This is a genomic window from Streptomyces sp. NRRL F-2580, from assembly GCF_000720115.1.
GTDB lineage: Bacteria > Actinomycetota > Actinomycetes > Streptomycetales > Streptomycetaceae > Streptomyces.
Map to the genome: position 1 here is coordinate 1 of NZ_JOIR01000022.1, position 16,290 is coordinate 16,290.

A 16,290-nucleotide genomic window follows, 5' to 3' on the forward strand; every position below is an offset into this window, starting at 1 on the left:
CCCCCCCCCCCGCGACAGCGGGCCCCGGAACTCCCGACATCCGGGGAAGCGAGGGTCCGTCACCGCGTCGCCGCCGGAGCCCCGGATGTGGAGCATGATCGAGTCCACCGGATCTCCCGACCCCATGTTGAGTTCGACGGACCAAGTCGGGCCGAAAAGCTCGCCCCAGGCCGGGTCCGAGAGGTCAGCTTCGGGGCAAGCCTGAGTGACAGCTGCGCGTACGTCGTCGCGCCGGCCGAGCGGGTCCGGGGTGTAGTCGGCGGGGATCTCGTGCACAGAGGTGACTTCGGCGGGCAGACGCATGAGAAGGGCGTCCCGGCTCATGTGACCTTCCGGGCAGGACGGGTGAGGGTCGGGGTGGGTCAGATCAGGCTGAGCTGTTCTCCCGATGGCTGTGGCAGGAGCACGTTCTGCAGGCGGCGGATGTTCGCGCGCCAGGGCCCGCCATCCGACTCGGCCCATAGGTCAAGCAGTTCGGACGGTTCGGTCATGGTGCGGTCGAGGGCCTGAAGGGCGAGATCGCGCAGGCCAGTGAGATCCGGGAGGGTCTCTTCCGGCCCATAAATTGGATCGGCCGGCTCACCCCCGGGGCACTGTGCCGCGACGAGCGCGGCCGCGGCTACGGCTACCTCGGATTCGGGTGCTTCGAGGTAAGCCGCGGTGTCGATCACGCGTGTGAGAGCACTGCGGACGATGCCCTCACGTTCGCCTGCAGCTACCTCATCCAGGTCACCACCAAAGTCCGCTGCGGTGTCGTTGTCGAAGGGGCCGACGTCCCAAGTGCCCATGGTCTCTCCTGATCACGATGTTGACCGGGGCATCCTGACAGAGGCCACTGACAGAAGCCGTGCAGTCCAGAGCGGGGTTTCAGCCGCATGTGACTGGTCGAGACAGGTGTCACCCGGCCTCGATATCCGTCACCCGCGTCAGCTCGGCGGGCTGCCATCATGAGCCGGGCCACGACAGGTGCAACCTGGCCAGGCATGTTGGAACTACTGGAGACGTGTCGCAGTCCGGACCAGGTCGGCGACGGCTCTGGACCGGCTGTGCGGTGGCCAGGCGATCACGGTGGTGACTGTCGGAGCGTCCAGTACGGGCACGGCGGCGAGGTCACCGTGCAGTTGGGCTCGGCACGACTCCGGTGAGACCGCGCAAGCCCGGCCGAGGGCGACGAGCTGCAGCAGCTGCGCGTGGTCGCGGACCTTCGGGCCGGGGCCGGGCGGGTAGGTGCCGGCGGGGCCGGGCCAGCGGGGCAGGGGCAGGCCCGGCAGGTCGGTGATGTCGGCCATGTGCACATGGGGTCGGGCGGTGAGCGGATGCCCGGCCGGCAGGATCGCCAGCTGGCCCTCCGTGCTGAGCACTTCGGTGTGGAACCCGGCCGTCGAGTCGAACGGCCGATGCAGCAACGCCACGTCGGCCCGGCCCTCGCGCAGGAGTCGTTCCTGCTCGGCCGGGCCGCACAGGATGACCTCGACGGGGACCGCGTCGGGTTCGGCGGCGTACGCGTCGAGCAGTTTCGCCAGCAGTTCGCTGGACGCGCTGGCTTTCGTGACCAAGACCAGGCCGGGACGGCCGGGCCCGCAAAGGGCTGCGCGGCGCGTCCGGCGTTCAGCGGCGTCGACCGCCTCCAGGGCCGCCCGGCCCTCGATCAACAGCACCGAGCCGGCCTCGGTCAGCGTGACGGTGCGGCTGGTCCGATCCAGCAGCGCTGCTCCGAGCCGGCGTTCGAGCTGCTGGATCGCCCGTGACAGCGGCGGCTGCGCTATCCCGAGCCGCTGCGCGGCGCGCCCGAAGTGCAGCTCCTCAGCGACAGCGACGAAATATCGCAGTTCCCGGGTCTCCATCCGGCCACGCTACCCCGAATCCATACCCTGACAGTATCGTTGCTTACCCAATCGATCTTGGACTGCCACTGGGGTCCGAGGGCAGCATGGTCCCCATGAGCGAACGAACGATTGCGCTGGTCACCGGCGCCAACAAGGGAATTGGCTACGAGATCGCCGTGGGCCTGGGTGCCCTCGGCTGGGGCGTCGGCGTCGGCGCCCGCGACGATCAGCGCCGTAAGGCCGCGGTGGAGCGGCTGCGCGCGGCCGGCGTCGACGCGTTCGGCGTACCACTGGACGTGACCGACGACGCGAGCGCGAGCGCCGCCGCACGGCTGATCGAGGAACAGGCCGGGCGCCTCGACGTGCTCGTCAACAACGCCGCCATCAGCGGCGGCATGCCGCAGGAGCCCACCCGGGTCGACCCCGTCACCATCAGGACGGTCGTGGAGACCAACGTGATCGGCGTCATCCGCGTCACCAACGCGATGATGCCGCTGCTGCGCCGCTCCGCCTCACCGCGGATCGTGAACATGTCCAGCAGCGTCGGCTCCCTCACTCGGCAGTCAGGACCCGCTGCTGAGCAGACGACGGGTCCGGTGGCCGTGGCGTATGCGCCGTCGAAGTCGTTCCTGAACGCCGTCACCCTCCAGTACGCGCGGGAGCTGAGCGGCACGAACATCCTGATCAACGCCGGCTGCCCCGGCTACGTCGCGACCGACCTCAACGGCTTCCGCGGTGTGCGCACCCCCCAACAGGGCGCGGCGATCGCCATCAAACTGGCGACCCTGCCCGACAACGGCCCCACCGGCCAGTTCTTCGAGGATGCCGGCGTAGTGCCCTGGTGATGTGCACGGCGGGCATCACCCGCCAGGTGAGGCCGCTTCGCCCGCGCGTCTCGAACAGGCTCATCGACTGCGGCGACCGCCCCGGCCGACGCTCTGATGCCTGGGGCAGCGCTCCGCACCGCTACTGGTTCCAACCATCGTGACCCGGGAATCCGAATCGCAAGGTCACCACACCGCCATGGTTCCAACTACCGCGTCCCGTCACACATCATGCTCAGATGGTCCACGACATAGTGTTCTTCCTCGCCGCCGACGACGAGACCGCTGCTGCGACGCGCCTGCGGGGACCTGGTGAGGCTTTTGAGTCAGTGACCTGCCGATTCCTCGAGCCGGACAGTGCCATCGGCGAATGGGACATGTACTTCGAGGAACCTTCGGCCGAGGCCCCGCCGGTTGAGCAGCTCCTTGGGTGGGCGTGGCCGGAGTGGGTCACGCCCCCCTTGAACGACGGCGTTGAGGTGTTCGCTCTGCCCCAGCGGTTGACCCGGGCGCTGGCCAACGCGAGCTCCGCCGAGCTGGAAGAGCTTGCAGCCCGCTGGACCACGCGGGTCCGGTCTGAGGACGGGGACGACATGACCGACGATGATCTACTGGCGGTGCTGCAGGGAGTTGCCCGGCTGGCGGCGTCTGCGGTGGACACGGGTGGCGGCCTCTACAGCTGGAGCTTCTGACCATTCTCCTGCGAGGGACGCTCGTTTTTGAGGCCGCTGCATGCCCAGGAGCTCGGTCCCGGTGCAGTCGAAGTGCAGGGTGAAGAATAAGATCGGTCTGCTGCGACGATGTTGCCGGCACGCAATTGCTCGTCGCGGTGCCGAGCACGGAGGATCGCAACGGTCTCGTCGTGGCCGAGGGTCGTCAGGCCGATCTTCAACGACCGTTTCAGCCTTGTCGCAGCGATGCCGACGACCGTCCACTGTGGCGACTGTCCGTCGCAGAGCACTACCTCGCCGCCGGCGGCGATGGCGTCGCGTGCTCCGGCCAGGAGGCCGAAAACCTGGCCGCCGCGGCGCTCGCGGGTCAGCAGCCTGTCCGCGACGCCGCCGACCGTCAGGGCGCAGGCGAAAAGCTGCCCTGAGCTGCGGGTCTATCGAGCAGGTCGTGGGCCTCGACGAGGCGGCAGCGCTGCTGCCTGGCTCGACCGGGCCTCTCCCGCCGGGATGACGATGATCGATCCGCTCCACGGCTGAATCCACGGCGGACGCCGCCGGGGCGGCGGGCGTGGCGTCGGGATTTGTACGGGTTGTCGGGTGATGATGGCGCAGTGCGACTTGATCACGTGTCCTATGCGGTGGCCCGCGACAGCTTCGTCTCGACCGTTCAGTGGATCGGGTCGGCCCTCGGCGCCGGGTTCGTCGACGGGGGCGTGCACCCGCGATTCGGCACCCGCAACTTTATTCTCCCGCTGAGCGGCGGCACCTACGTCGAGGTCGTCACCACACTCGACCACCCCGCCGCCGACCGCGCACCCTTCGGCCAAGCGGTCGCGCGCCGCGCCGCCGAGGGCGGCGGCTGGCTCGGTTGGGTGGTCTCCGTCGACGACATCGCCCCGGTCGAGGCCCGCCTCGGCCGCACCTCGGCCGAGGGCCACCGTGTCCGCCCCGACGGGTTCGACCTGAGGTGGAAGCAGATCGGCCTGCTGGAACTGCTTGAGGACCCGCAACTGCCCTACTTCCTACAGTGGTTGGTCCCCATCGAGGAGCGCCCGAGCACCGACCCGCGCACCTCCACCACCATCCACGGGGTCTCCATCGCCGGCGACGCCGCCTCCATCGCCGAATTCCTCGGCGAACCGGCCGACCACCCCCTCGAGCAGATCGACGTCACCTGGGTCGAGGATGAGGAGCCGGGCCTGGTCTCGGTTGAGTTCGCCACCGCCCACGGCCCGGTCACGATCTGACCAGGGCCCGACTGCCCCGCGGGAGCAGCCGGCTGGGATCTCCTGGCTAGCGCCTGTCTCTTTGATGGGTTGGTCAGTCGATCGGATGTGTCTGCCCGACCAGTGATCACTGATGCGATGTGGGGCCGGACCGAGCCGCTGATGCCGGCCGATCCGGTCCGTGGACGGCGGTGGGCTGATCACCGCCGAACGCGAGGCCATCGCGTGGAAGTACCGCACCAACTCGCCCTGGCGGGACCTGCCCGACGAGCTCGGCCCGTTCCAGACCGCCCACAAACGGCTGATCAGATGGGCCGTCGACGGAACCTGGCAGAACATCCTGACCGCCGCGCCGTCGGCCGCGGACGCCGGTGACGACATCGGCTGGACCGTCTCGGTCGACTCCACCGTCGTCCGCGCCCACCAGCATTCCGCCGGAGCACGCAAAAAGGGGCCGAAGGCCGCAGCGAGCCCGCCGATCACGCCCTCGGACGCTCACGCGGCGGCCTGAGCCTGACAGCGGTGACGACACGCCTGGCTTCCGATCCGGTTAACCGCTACTGACCTTGAAGGCGGGTTGTCGTAGGGGCTGACGATCGGTGATCGTCGCGGTATGCCGGGTGTATGAGGTATCCGGAGGGTGGGGGTCTGACCGCGGAGAGGCAAGCCTTTCGCGAGCGGATCCGGATGGAAGCAGCGGTGATGTTCGCCGCCGGGCGGGGCAGTACGGACATCGTGTGACGAGGCGGCGGTGGCCGGCTGGGAGAAGGACGTGCGGCCGCACGTGGAAACACCGCGGCGGCGCTCGGGGCCTGGATCGTCTTCGAGGACGAAGCCGGTTTCTCGATGACGCCGCCGACCTCCCGCACCCGGAGCCGGCGCGGCAGCACACCGGTCATCCGGATCCGCGGTCGTTCCCAGCGCCGCTTCTCCATCGCCGCCCTGTGCTGCTACAAACCCGGCGAACCCTCCCGCCTGATTTACCGGCCCAAACGACACACGGATCACAAGGCCCGGGGCCGCAAGAGCTTTGCCTGGACCGAGTACCGCGACCTCCTCATCGCCGCCCACCGGCAACTCGGCGCACCCGTCGTCCTGGTCCGGGACAACTTGAACGTCCACAAAGACCGCCGAATGAGGGCCTTCATCGACGCTCAGGACTGGATCACCGCCTACCACCTGCCGTCTTACGCACCCGACCTCAACCCCGTGGAAAGCATCTGGTCAATCCTTCGCCGGACGACCCAGGCCAACACGGCCTTCGCCGACTCCGACCACCTCATGCGCCGACTCCGACACGGCCTCCGCCAGATCTAATACCGCAGCGACATCATCGACGGATGCCTCACCGCTACCGGCCTCATCCTCACGTCCAGCTCCGATGGGCCATGCTGTGAGCCGCCGTAGCACGCTCCTGTGAAGCCGCGCTCAAGGAACCGGAGGCGGAACCCCGATCGGTGGTCGAGTACGCGCTCAACCAGACCGCGGGACCGAGGACCACACGCCGAACCACTGCTCGGCGCCGAACTCCTCGAACCGCTCCATCTCGGTGAACCCCAGTTTCTCCGCGACACGTACCGAGCGGTCGTTGGCCACCTGGGTGCAGAGCACCACCGGCTCGCTGGGAAACGCGTCGGCGAACCAGCCGAGCGCCGCGGCGCATGCCTCAAGAGCGTACCCACGTCCCCACGCCTCCGGCAGGAACATGTAGCTGAGCTCGGCCTCCCCGGCATCAGGACGGACGTGCCCCGGACGCCCGGCCTCCCGTCGGTCGAGCGTGACAATGCCGATCATCGCCCCGTCGTGATCGACCACGAACACGCCAGGGCGCCGCCCGGGCACGTCAGGCACTGCACTCTCAAGCTCAGCACGTGGTCGGGGGCCACCGAGGTACGTGCGCACCTCTGACGAGGCGAACAGGTCGATGTACGCCGCACGGTCCCGGGCCGCGGGCTCGCGGAGCACGAGCCGCTCGGTCCGCAACGGGACGGGCGGCCAGACCACGGGTCCAAGATCAGCCATGACAGGCAACCTACCGACTCTCCCCCGCGGCGGGAGCATCAGGCCCCGACATCACGCCTTCAACCTCAGTAACCGCTGGTCGACGGCCGCCCCCGCAACGGCCCCTCATCGCTCATACCCTTGTCGAGGACGCCGCCAAGTACTCGGGCTCGAGCGTCGAGTCGGGCTACGCGTCGCCCAGGTGGTCCGGGAGGCCGAAGAGTGGGAAGAGGCGGTCGGTGTCACGGTAGGCCGTAATGCCGCTGATCTGGGCGTCACGGAACTCGAGGACTTGGAGGGCCCAGGGCACGTAGCCGGTGCCGTCGGCGTGGGGGCGGTACTGGCCGAACGCCGGGGAGCCGTTTGCCATGGTCGGGACCAGACGTGAGCCGCGGCAGCCGATCGCGGGGCCGGTGAGCCACGCGTGGATATCGGGGACACCGCGCATCCACTTCGCGTACGGGGGCAGGCACAACGTGGCGTCGACGTGGAGGAGCATGTTCAGCTCCTCCACGTCGTAGCGGGAGAAGGCCGTGGCGTACCGCTCGGCGCTGCCTGGGCGGCAGGTGCTGCAGCGCGGCGACGAACGCCAACCGGACCGACTCGCCCGCCGTCGCGGCCGCCTCCGGGTCGCCGCCGGGGCAGGGTTCCACCCACAGGACGGACTCCTGCGGGGGCTCCGGCGGGGTGCCGCCCCCGCTCGGGCCGGACAGGTCCATCGGCAGCGCCCGCCGCTTGCCCGATGCGAGGGCGTCCAGACACACATGGGTGGCGATCCGGTACACCCACGTCCGCAGTGCTGAGCGGCCCTCGAAGCGGTCGATGTTCCGCCATGCCCGCACCAGCGCCTCCTGCACGGCGTCCTCGGCCTCGCCGTACGACCCCAACATCCGATAGCAGTACCCGGTCAGCTCCCCCCGGTACTCCTCAAGCCCCTCCGCCACTGCGCCCGGCGCCCCGGTATCCCCCATGCCGCACTCCTCCTACAAGACAGTCCCAGGCCGCTGACCTGGCTCTCCACTGTAGGAGCAGCGCCCGTGGTCAAAGCGCGGGGCTCCTCCGAAAACCTGCTTGGGAAACTGAGCACGTAGTTGGCCCGTTGTGCGTTTCACTTGGCTCCCGCACCGCTGCTGGCCAAGTGGTTCGAACCGTTCGCCGTCGAGGACCGGATCGCATGGTAGATCCTGGCCAGCAGCTCCTCACCGGCGATCAGCGAGGAGGGCATGTCCAGGCAGATCTCGCCGGGGTCCGTGATGCCCTTCTGCGAGCCTGCCGCATCGAGCAGGACCTCGACGGGCGGCGGGATGTCGTCGTGGGCATGCCCGAGGCGAGGATGCCAGCCTTGCGGTCAGGTCCCCGACTGCGGACTCGGCGTCGGGATGGAGCGGGAAGAGCTGGTCGAGTCCGATGACGCGCAGGACGCGCAGCGTGTTGGCCGGGACCGCAGCGAGTGTGAGGTCGGCTCCGGCCGACTGGGCGTGGTTGCGGGCGGCGATCAGCGCGCTGATGCCGCTGGAGTCGCAGAACTTCATGCAGGCCAGGTCCAGGACGAGGTGCCGGCCCGGCTCGAGGGGGAGGGTGGTGAAGAGGTCACGCAGGCCTGCAGAGGTGTCGTAGTCGAGTTCCCCGACGACTGCTACCACCAGGCCGGTCGGGGTGTCCGGACCTCGATGGCAAGCGGGCTCATGCCGGCTCCTGGGAACTGGGCGCAGGGACGCCGAGGGCGAGGAGGGCGGTGTCGTCGTCGAGGCCATGGCCGAAGCTGTCCAGCAGGCCAGTCAGTGCCTCCACGACCGCGGCCGGGGACCGGCCGGCGTGGTAGGTGGCGAAGGCGCGCAGGGCTTCGTCTCCGTACAGGTCGGTGCGGCCTTCGCCGGTGCGGGCTTCGGTGAGGCCGTCGGTGTAGAGCAGGAGGGTGTCGCCGGGTCCCAGGGTGGTGGTGGCGGGGGCGAAGGGCGCGGTGGGCAGGATGCCGACGAGGAGGCCGCCGGGGGTGGGCAGGAAGTCGGCTGTGCCGTCGGCGTGCAGGACGAGGGCCGGGGGGTGGCCGCCCGAGGCCAGGTGGACCGTGACCTGGCCGGTGCCCGGGTCGGGTTCGAGGGTGCCGAAGATGGCGGTGCAGTAGCGGGGGTCGCCTGTGCTGAAGCGCTCGTGAAGGACTTTGTTGAGGGTGGTGAGGGCGGAGACGGGGTCGGGGTCGTGGAGGGCTGCGGTGCGCAGGGTGTAGCGGGTGAGCGAGGTGACGGCGGCGGCTTCCGGGCCCTTGCCGCACACGTCGCCGAGGAAGAAGGCGAAGCGTGTGGCGTCGAGGGGGAAGACGTCGTAGAAGTCGCCGCCGAGCCGGTCGGGCGAGGCGGTGCGGTAGTGCGCGGCACTCTCCATGCCGGGTATGGCCGGCAGGGTGTCGGGCAGGAGCGATGACTGCAGTGCGGCGAGGGCGTCCTGGAGCCGGGCCCGGTCGGCTTCGGCCTGCCGGTGTGCTTCTTCAGCGGCTTTGCGGGCCCGCAGGAGTTCCTCTTCGTAGGCGCGGCGGTCGCGGGCGTCGAAGAGGGTGGTGCGGATCAGCAGCGGCTCGCCCATTGCCCCCTGCTTGACCACGGAGGAGACCAGCATCGGCATCCGGACGCCGTCGGCATTTTTGATCTCCAGGGCGATGCCGCCGATCTCGCCCTGCATACGCAGCAGCGGCGCGAAGTGCGTCTCGTGGTAGAGCTTGCCGCCCACGGTCAGCAGGTCGGTGAAGCGCAATCGCCCCACCACCGCCTCCCGGTTCATGCCCAGCCAGTCCAGCAGCGTCGCGTTGATCTTCGCGATGGTGCCGTCCATCAGCGTGGACAGGTACCCGCACGGTGCACGCTCGTACAGCTCCTCCGCGCTGTCCTCCAGCAGCGCGGCGAAGGCCGCATCCGAGGTCTCGTCGTCGCCGGCGTCGTGCGGGTCGGACTGCTGACCGGTACGGCACATCACCGCAGGCCGGCCAGGAAGCCGGTGATCGCTTCGTTGGTGGCTTCGGGTGCGGACATGTGCGGGCAGTGCCCGGTCGCATCCAGAGTGACCAGTGTCGAGCCGGGGATCGCCTGGTGCACGTAGGCGCCGACCTCCCGGGGGGCGATCGCGTCCTGGGTGCAGTCCAGCACCAGCGTCGGCACGCTCACCCTCTTGAGGTCGTCCCTCGAGTCGGACAGGAAGGTGGTGCGGGCGAAGACGCGCGCCATCGCCGGGTCGGTGGCACAGAAGCTGTTCGTCAGCTCCTCACCGAGCTCGGGCCGCTCGGCGTTCCCCATGATCACCGGCGCCATCGCCGCCGACCACCCCAGATAGTTCGACTCCAGCGAGTCGAGCAGCTCGTCGATGTCTTGCGCGCTGAACCCGCCCCGGTAGCCCTCGTCGTCGATGTACCGGGGAGAGGGCGCCACCATCACCAGCGCCCCGATCCGTTCCGGAGCCATCCCGGCGGCCAGCACACCGATCATCGCGGAGACCGAATGCCCCACGAACACCGCGCCTCGAAGGTCGAGCACATCGCACACGTCCACCACGTCCTGGGCGTAACCGGCGAGGGATGCGTAGCGGGCCTCGGAGAACGCCGAAGGGTCCGAGCGGCCCGAACCCACGTAGTCGAACAGCACCACCCGGTAGTCCTTGGCCAGTGCGGGGACGGTGAGGCGCCACATGTTCTGGTCGCAGCCGAACCCGTGCGCAAGGACCACCGTCGGGCCCTGGGGATTGCCGGTCACGGTGACATTGTTCCTGCGCTGGATATCCATACCGAGCAGTCTCTCAGGCCACACCCACCACTCGGGCAATCCCCCCGGATCACCCCACACGCCCCACCACGCCTTCACACGTCCCCGAGGCAGCTTTGAGGGCGCGATCCGACTGTTGCCGGCGCCGTCGGCCACCGGAATGAACTCGAACCGCGCGCAGTCGGCCACGCGGATATTGCACAGGTGCCGGTCAGCCCTTGGAAGAACGAAGCGCAGGCGCCAGGGCCATGGAGCAACGCCCCCGGGGGCGCTCGTGGTGCCTCCGGCGGCGGGTGTGCATCTCACCTGGTCCGACGACCGGACAGCGATCCGGTTTTCAGGTCGTCGTGTTCACCAGGTACGCCTCCCTGGTGGACGTCCCAAGGACACCGGGGACAAGGCCGCCTCCCCGGGGGCCCGGGCGGCGGTCGCGACGGCGTGGGCCCAGCCACCGGCGCCGAGCATCTCCAGCGCCCGCTGGTGGTCGCCGGTCCGCCACACCTCCAGCGCGGCCCGCTCCACCTCGGGCTCCTGGCGCCGGTTCTCCGTGCGGGCCTCACCGTCGACCAGGCGGTGGACCTCTCGGAGCCACCCGCCCACGCCCCCAGCCTGGAGCTGCTCGGGGTCGCCGCTCGCGGCGGGCTTCGTGCCGGTGCGGGCGGCCTCGACGACCGGCAGGATGTGCGGGTGAACCAGGTGACGATCAGCGAAGAAGACCGCCGACAGCTCGGACTCTGGGCTGCCGACTGCGCCGAGCGGGTGCTGCCCCTGTTCGAGGCCAAGGCTCCCGACGACACCCGCCCTCGCGAGGCCCTCGAGGCCCTCCGGGCCTTCACGCACACGGGGAAGCGGACAGCACGGCTGCGGGCCGCCTCCTGGGCCGGCCTCAAAGCCGCCGGCGAGGTCGACGATCCGCCCGCGGCGTCCGCCGCTCGCGCCGCGTGCTACGCGGCAGCGGCCCCGTACATCCATGCGTTGGCCACGCCTCACCAGGCGAAGCACATTCACGGGCCCGCGATATACGCCGCGCTCGCCCGCGAGCTCTCGGCGGGCGAGGACGCGGCCGTCGGTGACGAGGAACTCCGATGGGCGATCGGGCACGCACCCCCGGAAGTCCGCGCACTGATCCGGCTGATGCCGGCCTGCGAGCCCGGTCGTAGCCGACTGGCCGCGCTGCGCCACCACTTGGACTCGGCATTGCGTCGCTGACCGGCCAGGCCCGCCCGCCCCGGTGAGCGGCGACTCACGGATAATGACGATCAGCCGAGGGGCGGCTCGTGTCGACTGGGGGAAGAGTCATGCGCGTAGGGGTGTATCTCGCACATCCGCGGCCGGGAAGCTTCAATCACGCGCTGTTCGACGCGGTGGTGGAGGAGTTGCGCGGGCGCGGTTGCCAGGTGGTGGCGCACGATCTGTGCGCCGAGGAATTCGCACCGTCACTCGCTGCCCAGGAGACGGAGACGGTCCGGTCGGCGTCGCAGGCCCACGACGCGCAGGTGGCGCTCCACCGGGCCGAGGTGGGGACGCTCGACGCCATGGTGTTCGTCCACCCGAACTGGTGGGGCATGCCACCGGCCGTCCTGGCCGGCTGGGTGCAGCGCGTATTCGTACCCGGCGTCGCCTACAAGCTGGGCACCGCGGACGGGGAGCCCGCGGGGCTCCTGAAGGCCGGCCGGGCGCTCGTCCTGAACACCTCCGACACCCCCGCCGATCGCGAGGAGTCCGAGTTCGGCGACCCGCTGCACAGCATCTGGTCGGCATGCGTCCTGCCGTACGTGGGAGTCGCCGACGTGCGCCGCGTCGTCTTCCGTACCGTCACCGACTCGGCCGACGAGGACCGCGCGGCGTGGCTCGCCGAGGCACGTCGGCAGGCCGCCGCACTGTTGACCTGAACCGTGACGGATGGGGCGCCGCGCGTGTTCGCGGGTGCGCCGACGTGCGCCGACGTGCGCCTCTGCCTCCTGACGGACAGGAGGCAGAGGCGAAGATATTGGCGGATGTGGCCATGCTGGCCGGAAGTCCTCGGCCAATTTGGTGACAAGCGCACTGATGTTTCATCATTGTGACAGCACGTCAGCTCTTGACGTGCGTCGAGGAGCCGGGGGCACCGGGGGGTCCCCCGTTCACACCGGTCGAAGTCGCAGGCGAGTTCTCGTTGTCGCCGTGCGCCGCCGGGGCTCCCGTCCCATTTCCGTCACCAAGGCAAAGGCCCATGTCCGCTCAGCAACTCTCGGACCTCATACGTTTCGCCCGTCACAACTCGCCCTTCTACCGTGACCTTTACGCGTCCCTGCCGCCGCATGCCGACCGCCTCACCGACCTGCCGGTGGTCGACCAGCAGGAGTTCTGGGCGGCCAACGGCCTCCACGACAGCCGCGTGTTGACCGGCCCGCTCAGCGAGGCAACGGTCTACAAGACCGGCGGCACCACCGGTTCCCCCAAGTTCTCCGTCTACACCCGCGACGAGTGGCGCACCTTCGTCACCGCCTTCGGCCAGGGACTGGTGGACACGGGTCTGCGCCCGGGACACCGCGTCGCCGACCTCTTCTACGCGGGGGAGCTGTACGCCAGCTTCCTCTTCGTCCTGGACTCACTCGCCCACGCGCCCGTGGACAACGTCCGCCTGCCCATCGGCGGCGGCGCGCCGCTGGAGACGACGATCCCCACGCTGCGCGATCTCGCCGCCCAGGTACTGACCGGCACGCCCACCACCCTGTGCCGGCTCGCCGAGCAGGCCGTCTCGTCCGGTGTCCGCCTCGACTCCGTCGAGCTGCTGCTCTTCGGCGGCGAGGCGCTCTTCGACGACCAACGGCGCCTGCTGGCCACCGCGTTCCCCCGCGCCGAGGCCCGTTCCGTCGGATACGCCAGCGTCGACGCCGGCCTCCTCGGCTGCCCCGTGCCCGGCGCCGACGCCCGCGTGCACCGGGCCTTCACCCCGTATTCGGTCGTTGAGATCCTCGACGACTCCACCGATGAGCCCGTCACCGAACCCGGGCGGCCCGGCCGCGTCGTCGTGACCAGCCTTTTCCGCCGCCTGATGCCGATCATCCGGTACCCCGCCGGTGACCGGGCCGAGTGGACCGGCACGGGGCCCGGGCACTTCCGGATCCTCGGCCGCGCGGAGGAGGGCGTACGGGTCGGTCCCGTCTCCCTCTACACCCAGGACGCCCAGGACGCCGTGAGCGCGGCGGACACCGACGGGCGGGTGGTCGGCACGCAGCTCGTCGTCCGCCGCTGGGATGGCCGCGACGGGCTCGTCCTGCGCTTGGCGACGGCTCCCGGCGACCCCGACCACGGCCGGGAGGAACTGGCCGGGGCCGTCGTCACGGAGCTGGAGACCGTACGGCCGCTGTATCCGGACAGTGTGCGCGCCGGGTTCGTGCACCCGCTCTCCGTGGAGTGGGCGCGCCACCGCGACCTCGCCGTCAACCCGCGCTCGGGCAAGCTCGTCCGGGTCCTCGACGAGAGGCCGACCGCATGACCGCCACACCCGTGACCGCCACACCCGTGACCGAGGAGGCCGCGCGCGAGGTCGAGGCCGGAGGCCGACGCGGGCCGCTGATCCTGCGCAACCGCGCCTTCGGCGCCGTCTGGCTCGGCCAGGTCCTCACCCAGGCCGCCGTCCGCATGTTCCAGGTCGGCGTGTCCTGGTGGATCGTCGCCTACGCCGTCCGCGACGCCCGCGGCCTGGCCTCCGGGCTGTTCATGGCCCTCTGCACGCTGCCCGCCGTGGTGCTCGCTCCCGTGGTGGCCCGGACGGTGGCCGGATTCGCCCACCGTTCGGTGCTGCGGACCGCCGCCGGACTGGCCGCGGCCACCGCGGGCGTCCTCGCGGTATGGGCGCAGGGCGGCGGACCGCCGCTCGCCGGGGTGTACGCCGCCGCTCTCGCCCTCGCCACCTGCCAGGCGTTCTTCGACCCCTGCCTGACCACTTCGGTGCCCGAACTCGTCGACGACGCCGACATCGAGACGGCGACCGGTTTCGAGCTCTCCACGCAGTCCCTGGCCGGCCTCGGCGGAGCGCTGCTCGGCGCCCTGACGGTCGACCGGGCCGGGGTGGCCGGACTCGCCGCGGGCTGCGCGGCCGCTTACGCCGGCGCCGCCGTCCTGGTCGCGAGCGCCCGTTTCCGCAGCCCGGCGTCGTCCGCGCCCTCCTCGGACGAACCGCCGGCGCGGCGCCCGTTGCGCCGCATCCTCGGCGAACTGCCCTATGTGCGGCGGATCCTGGTCTGCTTCACCGCGGCGAACCTCTTCACCGCCGCCGTGTTCGTCGTCATCCCCCTCTACACCCGCTCGGTCCTGCACGGCGGTGGCGGCACGGTCGCCCTGCTGGAGGCCTCGCTGGGCGCGGGCGCCCTCGTCGGCGCCTTCACGGGTACCCGCGTGCCCGGGCGGCCCACCGTCGCAGGCGCCTGGTCCCTGGGCCTGATGGCCCTCGCGCTGGCGCTGCCCGGCCTGTTCGCCCACCGCTTGGTCATCGCGGGCTGCCTCGCCGCGGCCGGCTGGTGCGCCGGGGCCGTCAGCGTCCGCTTCGTGGCCCTGTTCCAGCGGCTGGTGCCCACCGCCGACAAGCCCGGCTTCTTCGCCGTAATGCAGGCCGTACTGGGCGCCTCCCTGCCGGTGGCGTCCCTGGTGTTCGGCTCCGCGGGCGACCTGTTCTCCCCGCAGACCCTGTGCCTGGTGCAGGGCGTCGGCCTGCTGCCCGCGGCCTGCGCGCTGGCCCTGCTGGGGTCCCGTGCGCCCGAACCCGAGCCTTCGGCGACGCCGGAAGTCCTCGGAGGCACCCGGTGAACCCCGTCATCACCCCGGCCACCTGCGCGGACATCGCCGAACTGCGCCAGCTCTACTACGCCGTCTACGGGCCGCACTACCCCGTGGCCCTCGGCACCGACCCGGCCGAGATGGCCCGGCTCATCGAGGACCCGTACTCGCTGTGGCTCGTCGGCCGCTGCGCCGGCAGCGGGGCCCTGACGTCGTCCGCCGCCGTCCGCGGTGAGCCGGGCAGCCGCATCGGCCGCCTGGAGGGCATCGCCGTCCACCCCGAGCACCGCTCGGCGGGCCTGGCCGCCACCCTGACCGAGGCGCTGTGCGCCGGGATGCTGGACACGGGGCGGCTGGACTCGGTGTACGCGACCGTACGCACCGTCAGTTCCGGTCCACAGCGCGTTGTCGCGCGCAACGGCTTCCGCCCGCTGGGCATCCTGCCCAACGCGGTGGATCTCCGCAGCCGCGAAAGCCTCGCACTCTACGCGCGTCACTCCGCGGGTGTGCTCGACCGCCGGATCCCCGTCACCGAAGTGCCCGCCCCGCTGCTGCCCTTGCTGCGCACCGCCGAGGCCGCCCTCGGTATCCGCTACCCCGGGGTCCGCGCGGAGCCCAGCCCCCTCCCGGCACCCGCGCCGCACGGGGCCGCCGAACAACTGGAGATGATCGAGGCGCCGGCCTTCGTCCGCCGCCGCTTCCGCGAGCGGTTCCCCTGCGCCCAGGGCTGGTTCTACCCGCTGCACACCCCCAACGTGCTGCTCACCCCGGAAGACGGCCGCTTCGAGGTGTACGCCTACCTCAACCGCGCCGGCGGGTACGCCTCCCTGCTGACCGCCCACCCCGATCCGGCCGCCGCGGCCGCGTACCTCGAACCCGTCACCCGGGCCCTCGCCCGTGCGGGTGCCGGCTACGTCGAGGCCCTGGTGCCGCTCGCGCACCGGGAGGCACTCTCCGCCTTCCTCGCCCAGGGGTTCGTCGCCGGGGCCCTCTACCCGGCGATGCGCGCGGACGGCGCCGGCTTCCACGACTACGCCGTGCTGTCCCGTTCCAGCGAGCGGATCGACTTCCGCGGCGTCGCCGTCGAACCGCCCCTCCAGCCCTATCTGGACTGCTACACGTCGGCCTGGGCGTCGACCCATCTGCCCACATCATCCGAGGTCGCCTCATGAATCCCACAAATCCGACGGATCCCGTGAATCCCACGAATCCGGTGGATCCCGTGAATCCCACGA

17 protein-coding genes and 3 pseudogenes are annotated in these 16,290 nt (G+C 70.6%); 11 read left to right on the forward strand and 9 right to left on the reverse strand.

Features of this window, described 5'->3' with window-relative positions; all coding sequences use genetic code 11:
- The 3 genes from IF88_RS48105 to IF88_RS0123445 form a co-directional block, all read right to left on the reverse strand.
- Positions 1–324: hypothetical protein (locus IF88_RS48105; RefSeq protein WP_107050616.1), on the reverse strand; the 324-nt coding region annotated here is incomplete at its 3' end.
- A 38-nt stretch (positions 325–362) separates the two neighbouring features.
- Entirely contained in the window at positions 363–788 is a 426-nt protein-coding gene (locus tag IF88_RS0123440) for a DUF4259 domain-containing protein (RefSeq protein WP_030715849.1), read from the reverse strand.
- Between the two features lie 204 nt (positions 789–992).
- Positions 993–1,844, reverse strand: coding sequence for a LysR family transcriptional regulator (locus IF88_RS0123445; RefSeq protein WP_030715860.1), 852 nt, complete (start codon positions 1,842–1,844; stop codon positions 993–995).
- A gap of 95 nt (positions 1,845–1,939) precedes the next feature.
- Between IF88_RS0123445 and IF88_RS0123450 the strand changes: the two genes are divergently transcribed.
- From IF88_RS0123450 to IF88_RS40715, 6 genes and pseudogenes are all read left to right on the forward strand, one after another.
- On the forward strand, positions 1,940–2,671 hold the full coding sequence (locus IF88_RS0123450) for an SDR family NAD(P)-dependent oxidoreductase (RefSeq protein WP_030715861.1): 732 nt from the start codon (positions 1,940–1,942) through the stop codon (positions 2,669–2,671).
- A gap of 218 nt (positions 2,672–2,889) precedes the next feature.
- Positions 2,890–3,342 carry a hypothetical protein gene (locus tag IF88_RS0123455; RefSeq protein WP_030715862.1) on the forward strand — a complete coding sequence of 151 codons (453 nt, stop codon included), beginning with the start codon at positions 2,890–2,892 and terminating at the stop codon, positions 3,340–3,342.
- 125 nt (positions 3,343–3,467) lie between these two features.
- The gene (locus tag IF88_RS46640; protein ID WP_158754524.1) at positions 3,468–3,746 is read left to right on the forward strand and encodes a hypothetical protein; all 279 of its coding nucleotides are present in this window, start codon (positions 3,468–3,470) and stop codon (positions 3,744–3,746) included.
- A gap of 186 nt (positions 3,747–3,932) precedes the next feature.
- The gene (locus tag IF88_RS0123460) at positions 3,933–4,568 is read left to right on the forward strand and encodes a VOC family protein (protein ID WP_030715863.1); all 636 of its coding nucleotides are present in this window, start codon (positions 3,933–3,935) and stop codon (positions 4,566–4,568) included.
- A gap of 87 nt (positions 4,569–4,655) precedes the next feature.
- Positions 4,656–5,060: pseudogene (locus IF88_RS0123465) on the forward strand (IS5 family transposase); the annotation flags it as partial.
- A 237-nt stretch (positions 5,061–5,297) separates the two neighbouring features.
- A pseudogene (locus tag IF88_RS40715) lies at positions 5,298–5,954 on the forward strand (transposase); the annotation flags it as partial.
- A gap of 66 nt (positions 5,955–6,020) precedes the next feature.
- Here the strand turns inward: IF88_RS40715 and IF88_RS0123480 are convergent.
- The 6 genes and pseudogenes from IF88_RS0123480 to IF88_RS49385 all read right to left on the reverse strand — a co-directional run bounded on the left by IF88_RS0123480 (position 6,021) and on the right by IF88_RS49385 (position 11,020).
- Positions 6,021–6,569, reverse strand: a complete 549-nt coding sequence (locus tag IF88_RS0123480) for a GNAT family N-acetyltransferase (RefSeq protein ID WP_030715871.1) — start codon at positions 6,567–6,569, stop codon at positions 6,021–6,023.
- 166 nt (positions 6,570–6,735) lie between these two features.
- Positions 6,736–7,519 (reverse strand): annotated as a pseudogene (locus IF88_RS40720) (sigma-70 family RNA polymerase sigma factor).
- 228 nt (positions 7,520–7,747) lie between these two features.
- Complete coding sequence (locus tag IF88_RS49380; RefSeq protein ID WP_324617207.1) at positions 7,748–8,191, reverse strand: STAS domain-containing protein; 444 nt, start codon at positions 8,189–8,191, stop codon at positions 7,748–7,750.
- 40 nt (positions 8,192–8,231) lie between these two features.
- Complete coding sequence (locus IF88_RS0123500) at positions 8,232–9,512, reverse strand: PP2C family protein-serine/threonine phosphatase (protein ID WP_030715877.1); 1,281 nt, start codon at positions 9,510–9,512, stop codon at positions 8,232–8,234.
- The gene (locus IF88_RS0123505; protein WP_030715880.1) at positions 9,512–10,315 is read right to left on the reverse strand and encodes an alpha/beta fold hydrolase; all 804 of its coding nucleotides are present in this window, start codon (positions 10,313–10,315) and stop codon (positions 9,512–9,514) included. The genes IF88_RS0123500 and IF88_RS0123505 overlap by 1 nt, the downstream gene beginning before the upstream one ends.
- A 330-nt stretch (positions 10,316–10,645) precedes the next feature.
- A complete protein-coding gene (locus IF88_RS49385; protein WP_107050617.1) occupies positions 10,646–11,020 on the reverse strand; it encodes an AAA family ATPase in 375 nt (124 codons plus the stop codon).
- Here IF88_RS49385 and IF88_RS49390 point away from each other — a divergent pair.
- The 5 genes from IF88_RS49390 to IF88_RS0123530 all read left to right on the forward strand — a co-directional run bounded on the left by IF88_RS49390 (position 10,991) and on the right by IF88_RS0123530 (position 16,227).
- The gene (locus tag IF88_RS49390; RefSeq protein WP_324617208.1) at positions 10,991–11,503 is read left to right on the forward strand and encodes a putative immunity protein; all 513 of its coding nucleotides are present in this window, start codon (positions 10,991–10,993) and stop codon (positions 11,501–11,503) included. The two genes, IF88_RS49385 and IF88_RS49390, sit on opposite strands and share 30 nt — an antisense overlap.
- An 89-nt stretch (positions 11,504–11,592) precedes the next feature.
- Positions 11,593–12,186, forward strand: a complete 594-nt coding sequence (locus tag IF88_RS0123515) for an NAD(P)H-dependent oxidoreductase (protein WP_030715886.1) — start codon at positions 11,593–11,595, stop codon at positions 12,184–12,186.
- 320 nt (positions 12,187–12,506) lie between these two features.
- Positions 12,507–13,775, forward strand: coding sequence for a phenylacetate--CoA ligase family protein (locus IF88_RS0123520; protein ID WP_030715888.1), 1,269 nt, complete (start codon positions 12,507–12,509; stop codon positions 13,773–13,775).
- A complete protein-coding gene (locus IF88_RS0123525; protein ID WP_078893073.1) occupies positions 13,772–15,085 on the forward strand; it encodes an MFS transporter in 1,314 nt (437 codons plus the stop codon). The genes IF88_RS0123520 and IF88_RS0123525 overlap by 4 nt, the downstream gene beginning before the upstream one ends.
- On the forward strand, positions 15,082–16,227 hold the full coding sequence (locus tag IF88_RS0123530) for a GNAT family N-acetyltransferase (protein ID WP_030715896.1): 1,146 nt from the start codon (positions 15,082–15,084) through the stop codon (positions 16,225–16,227). The genes IF88_RS0123525 and IF88_RS0123530 overlap by 4 nt, the downstream gene beginning before the upstream one ends.
- Positions 16,228–16,290: the final 63 nt, after the last annotated feature.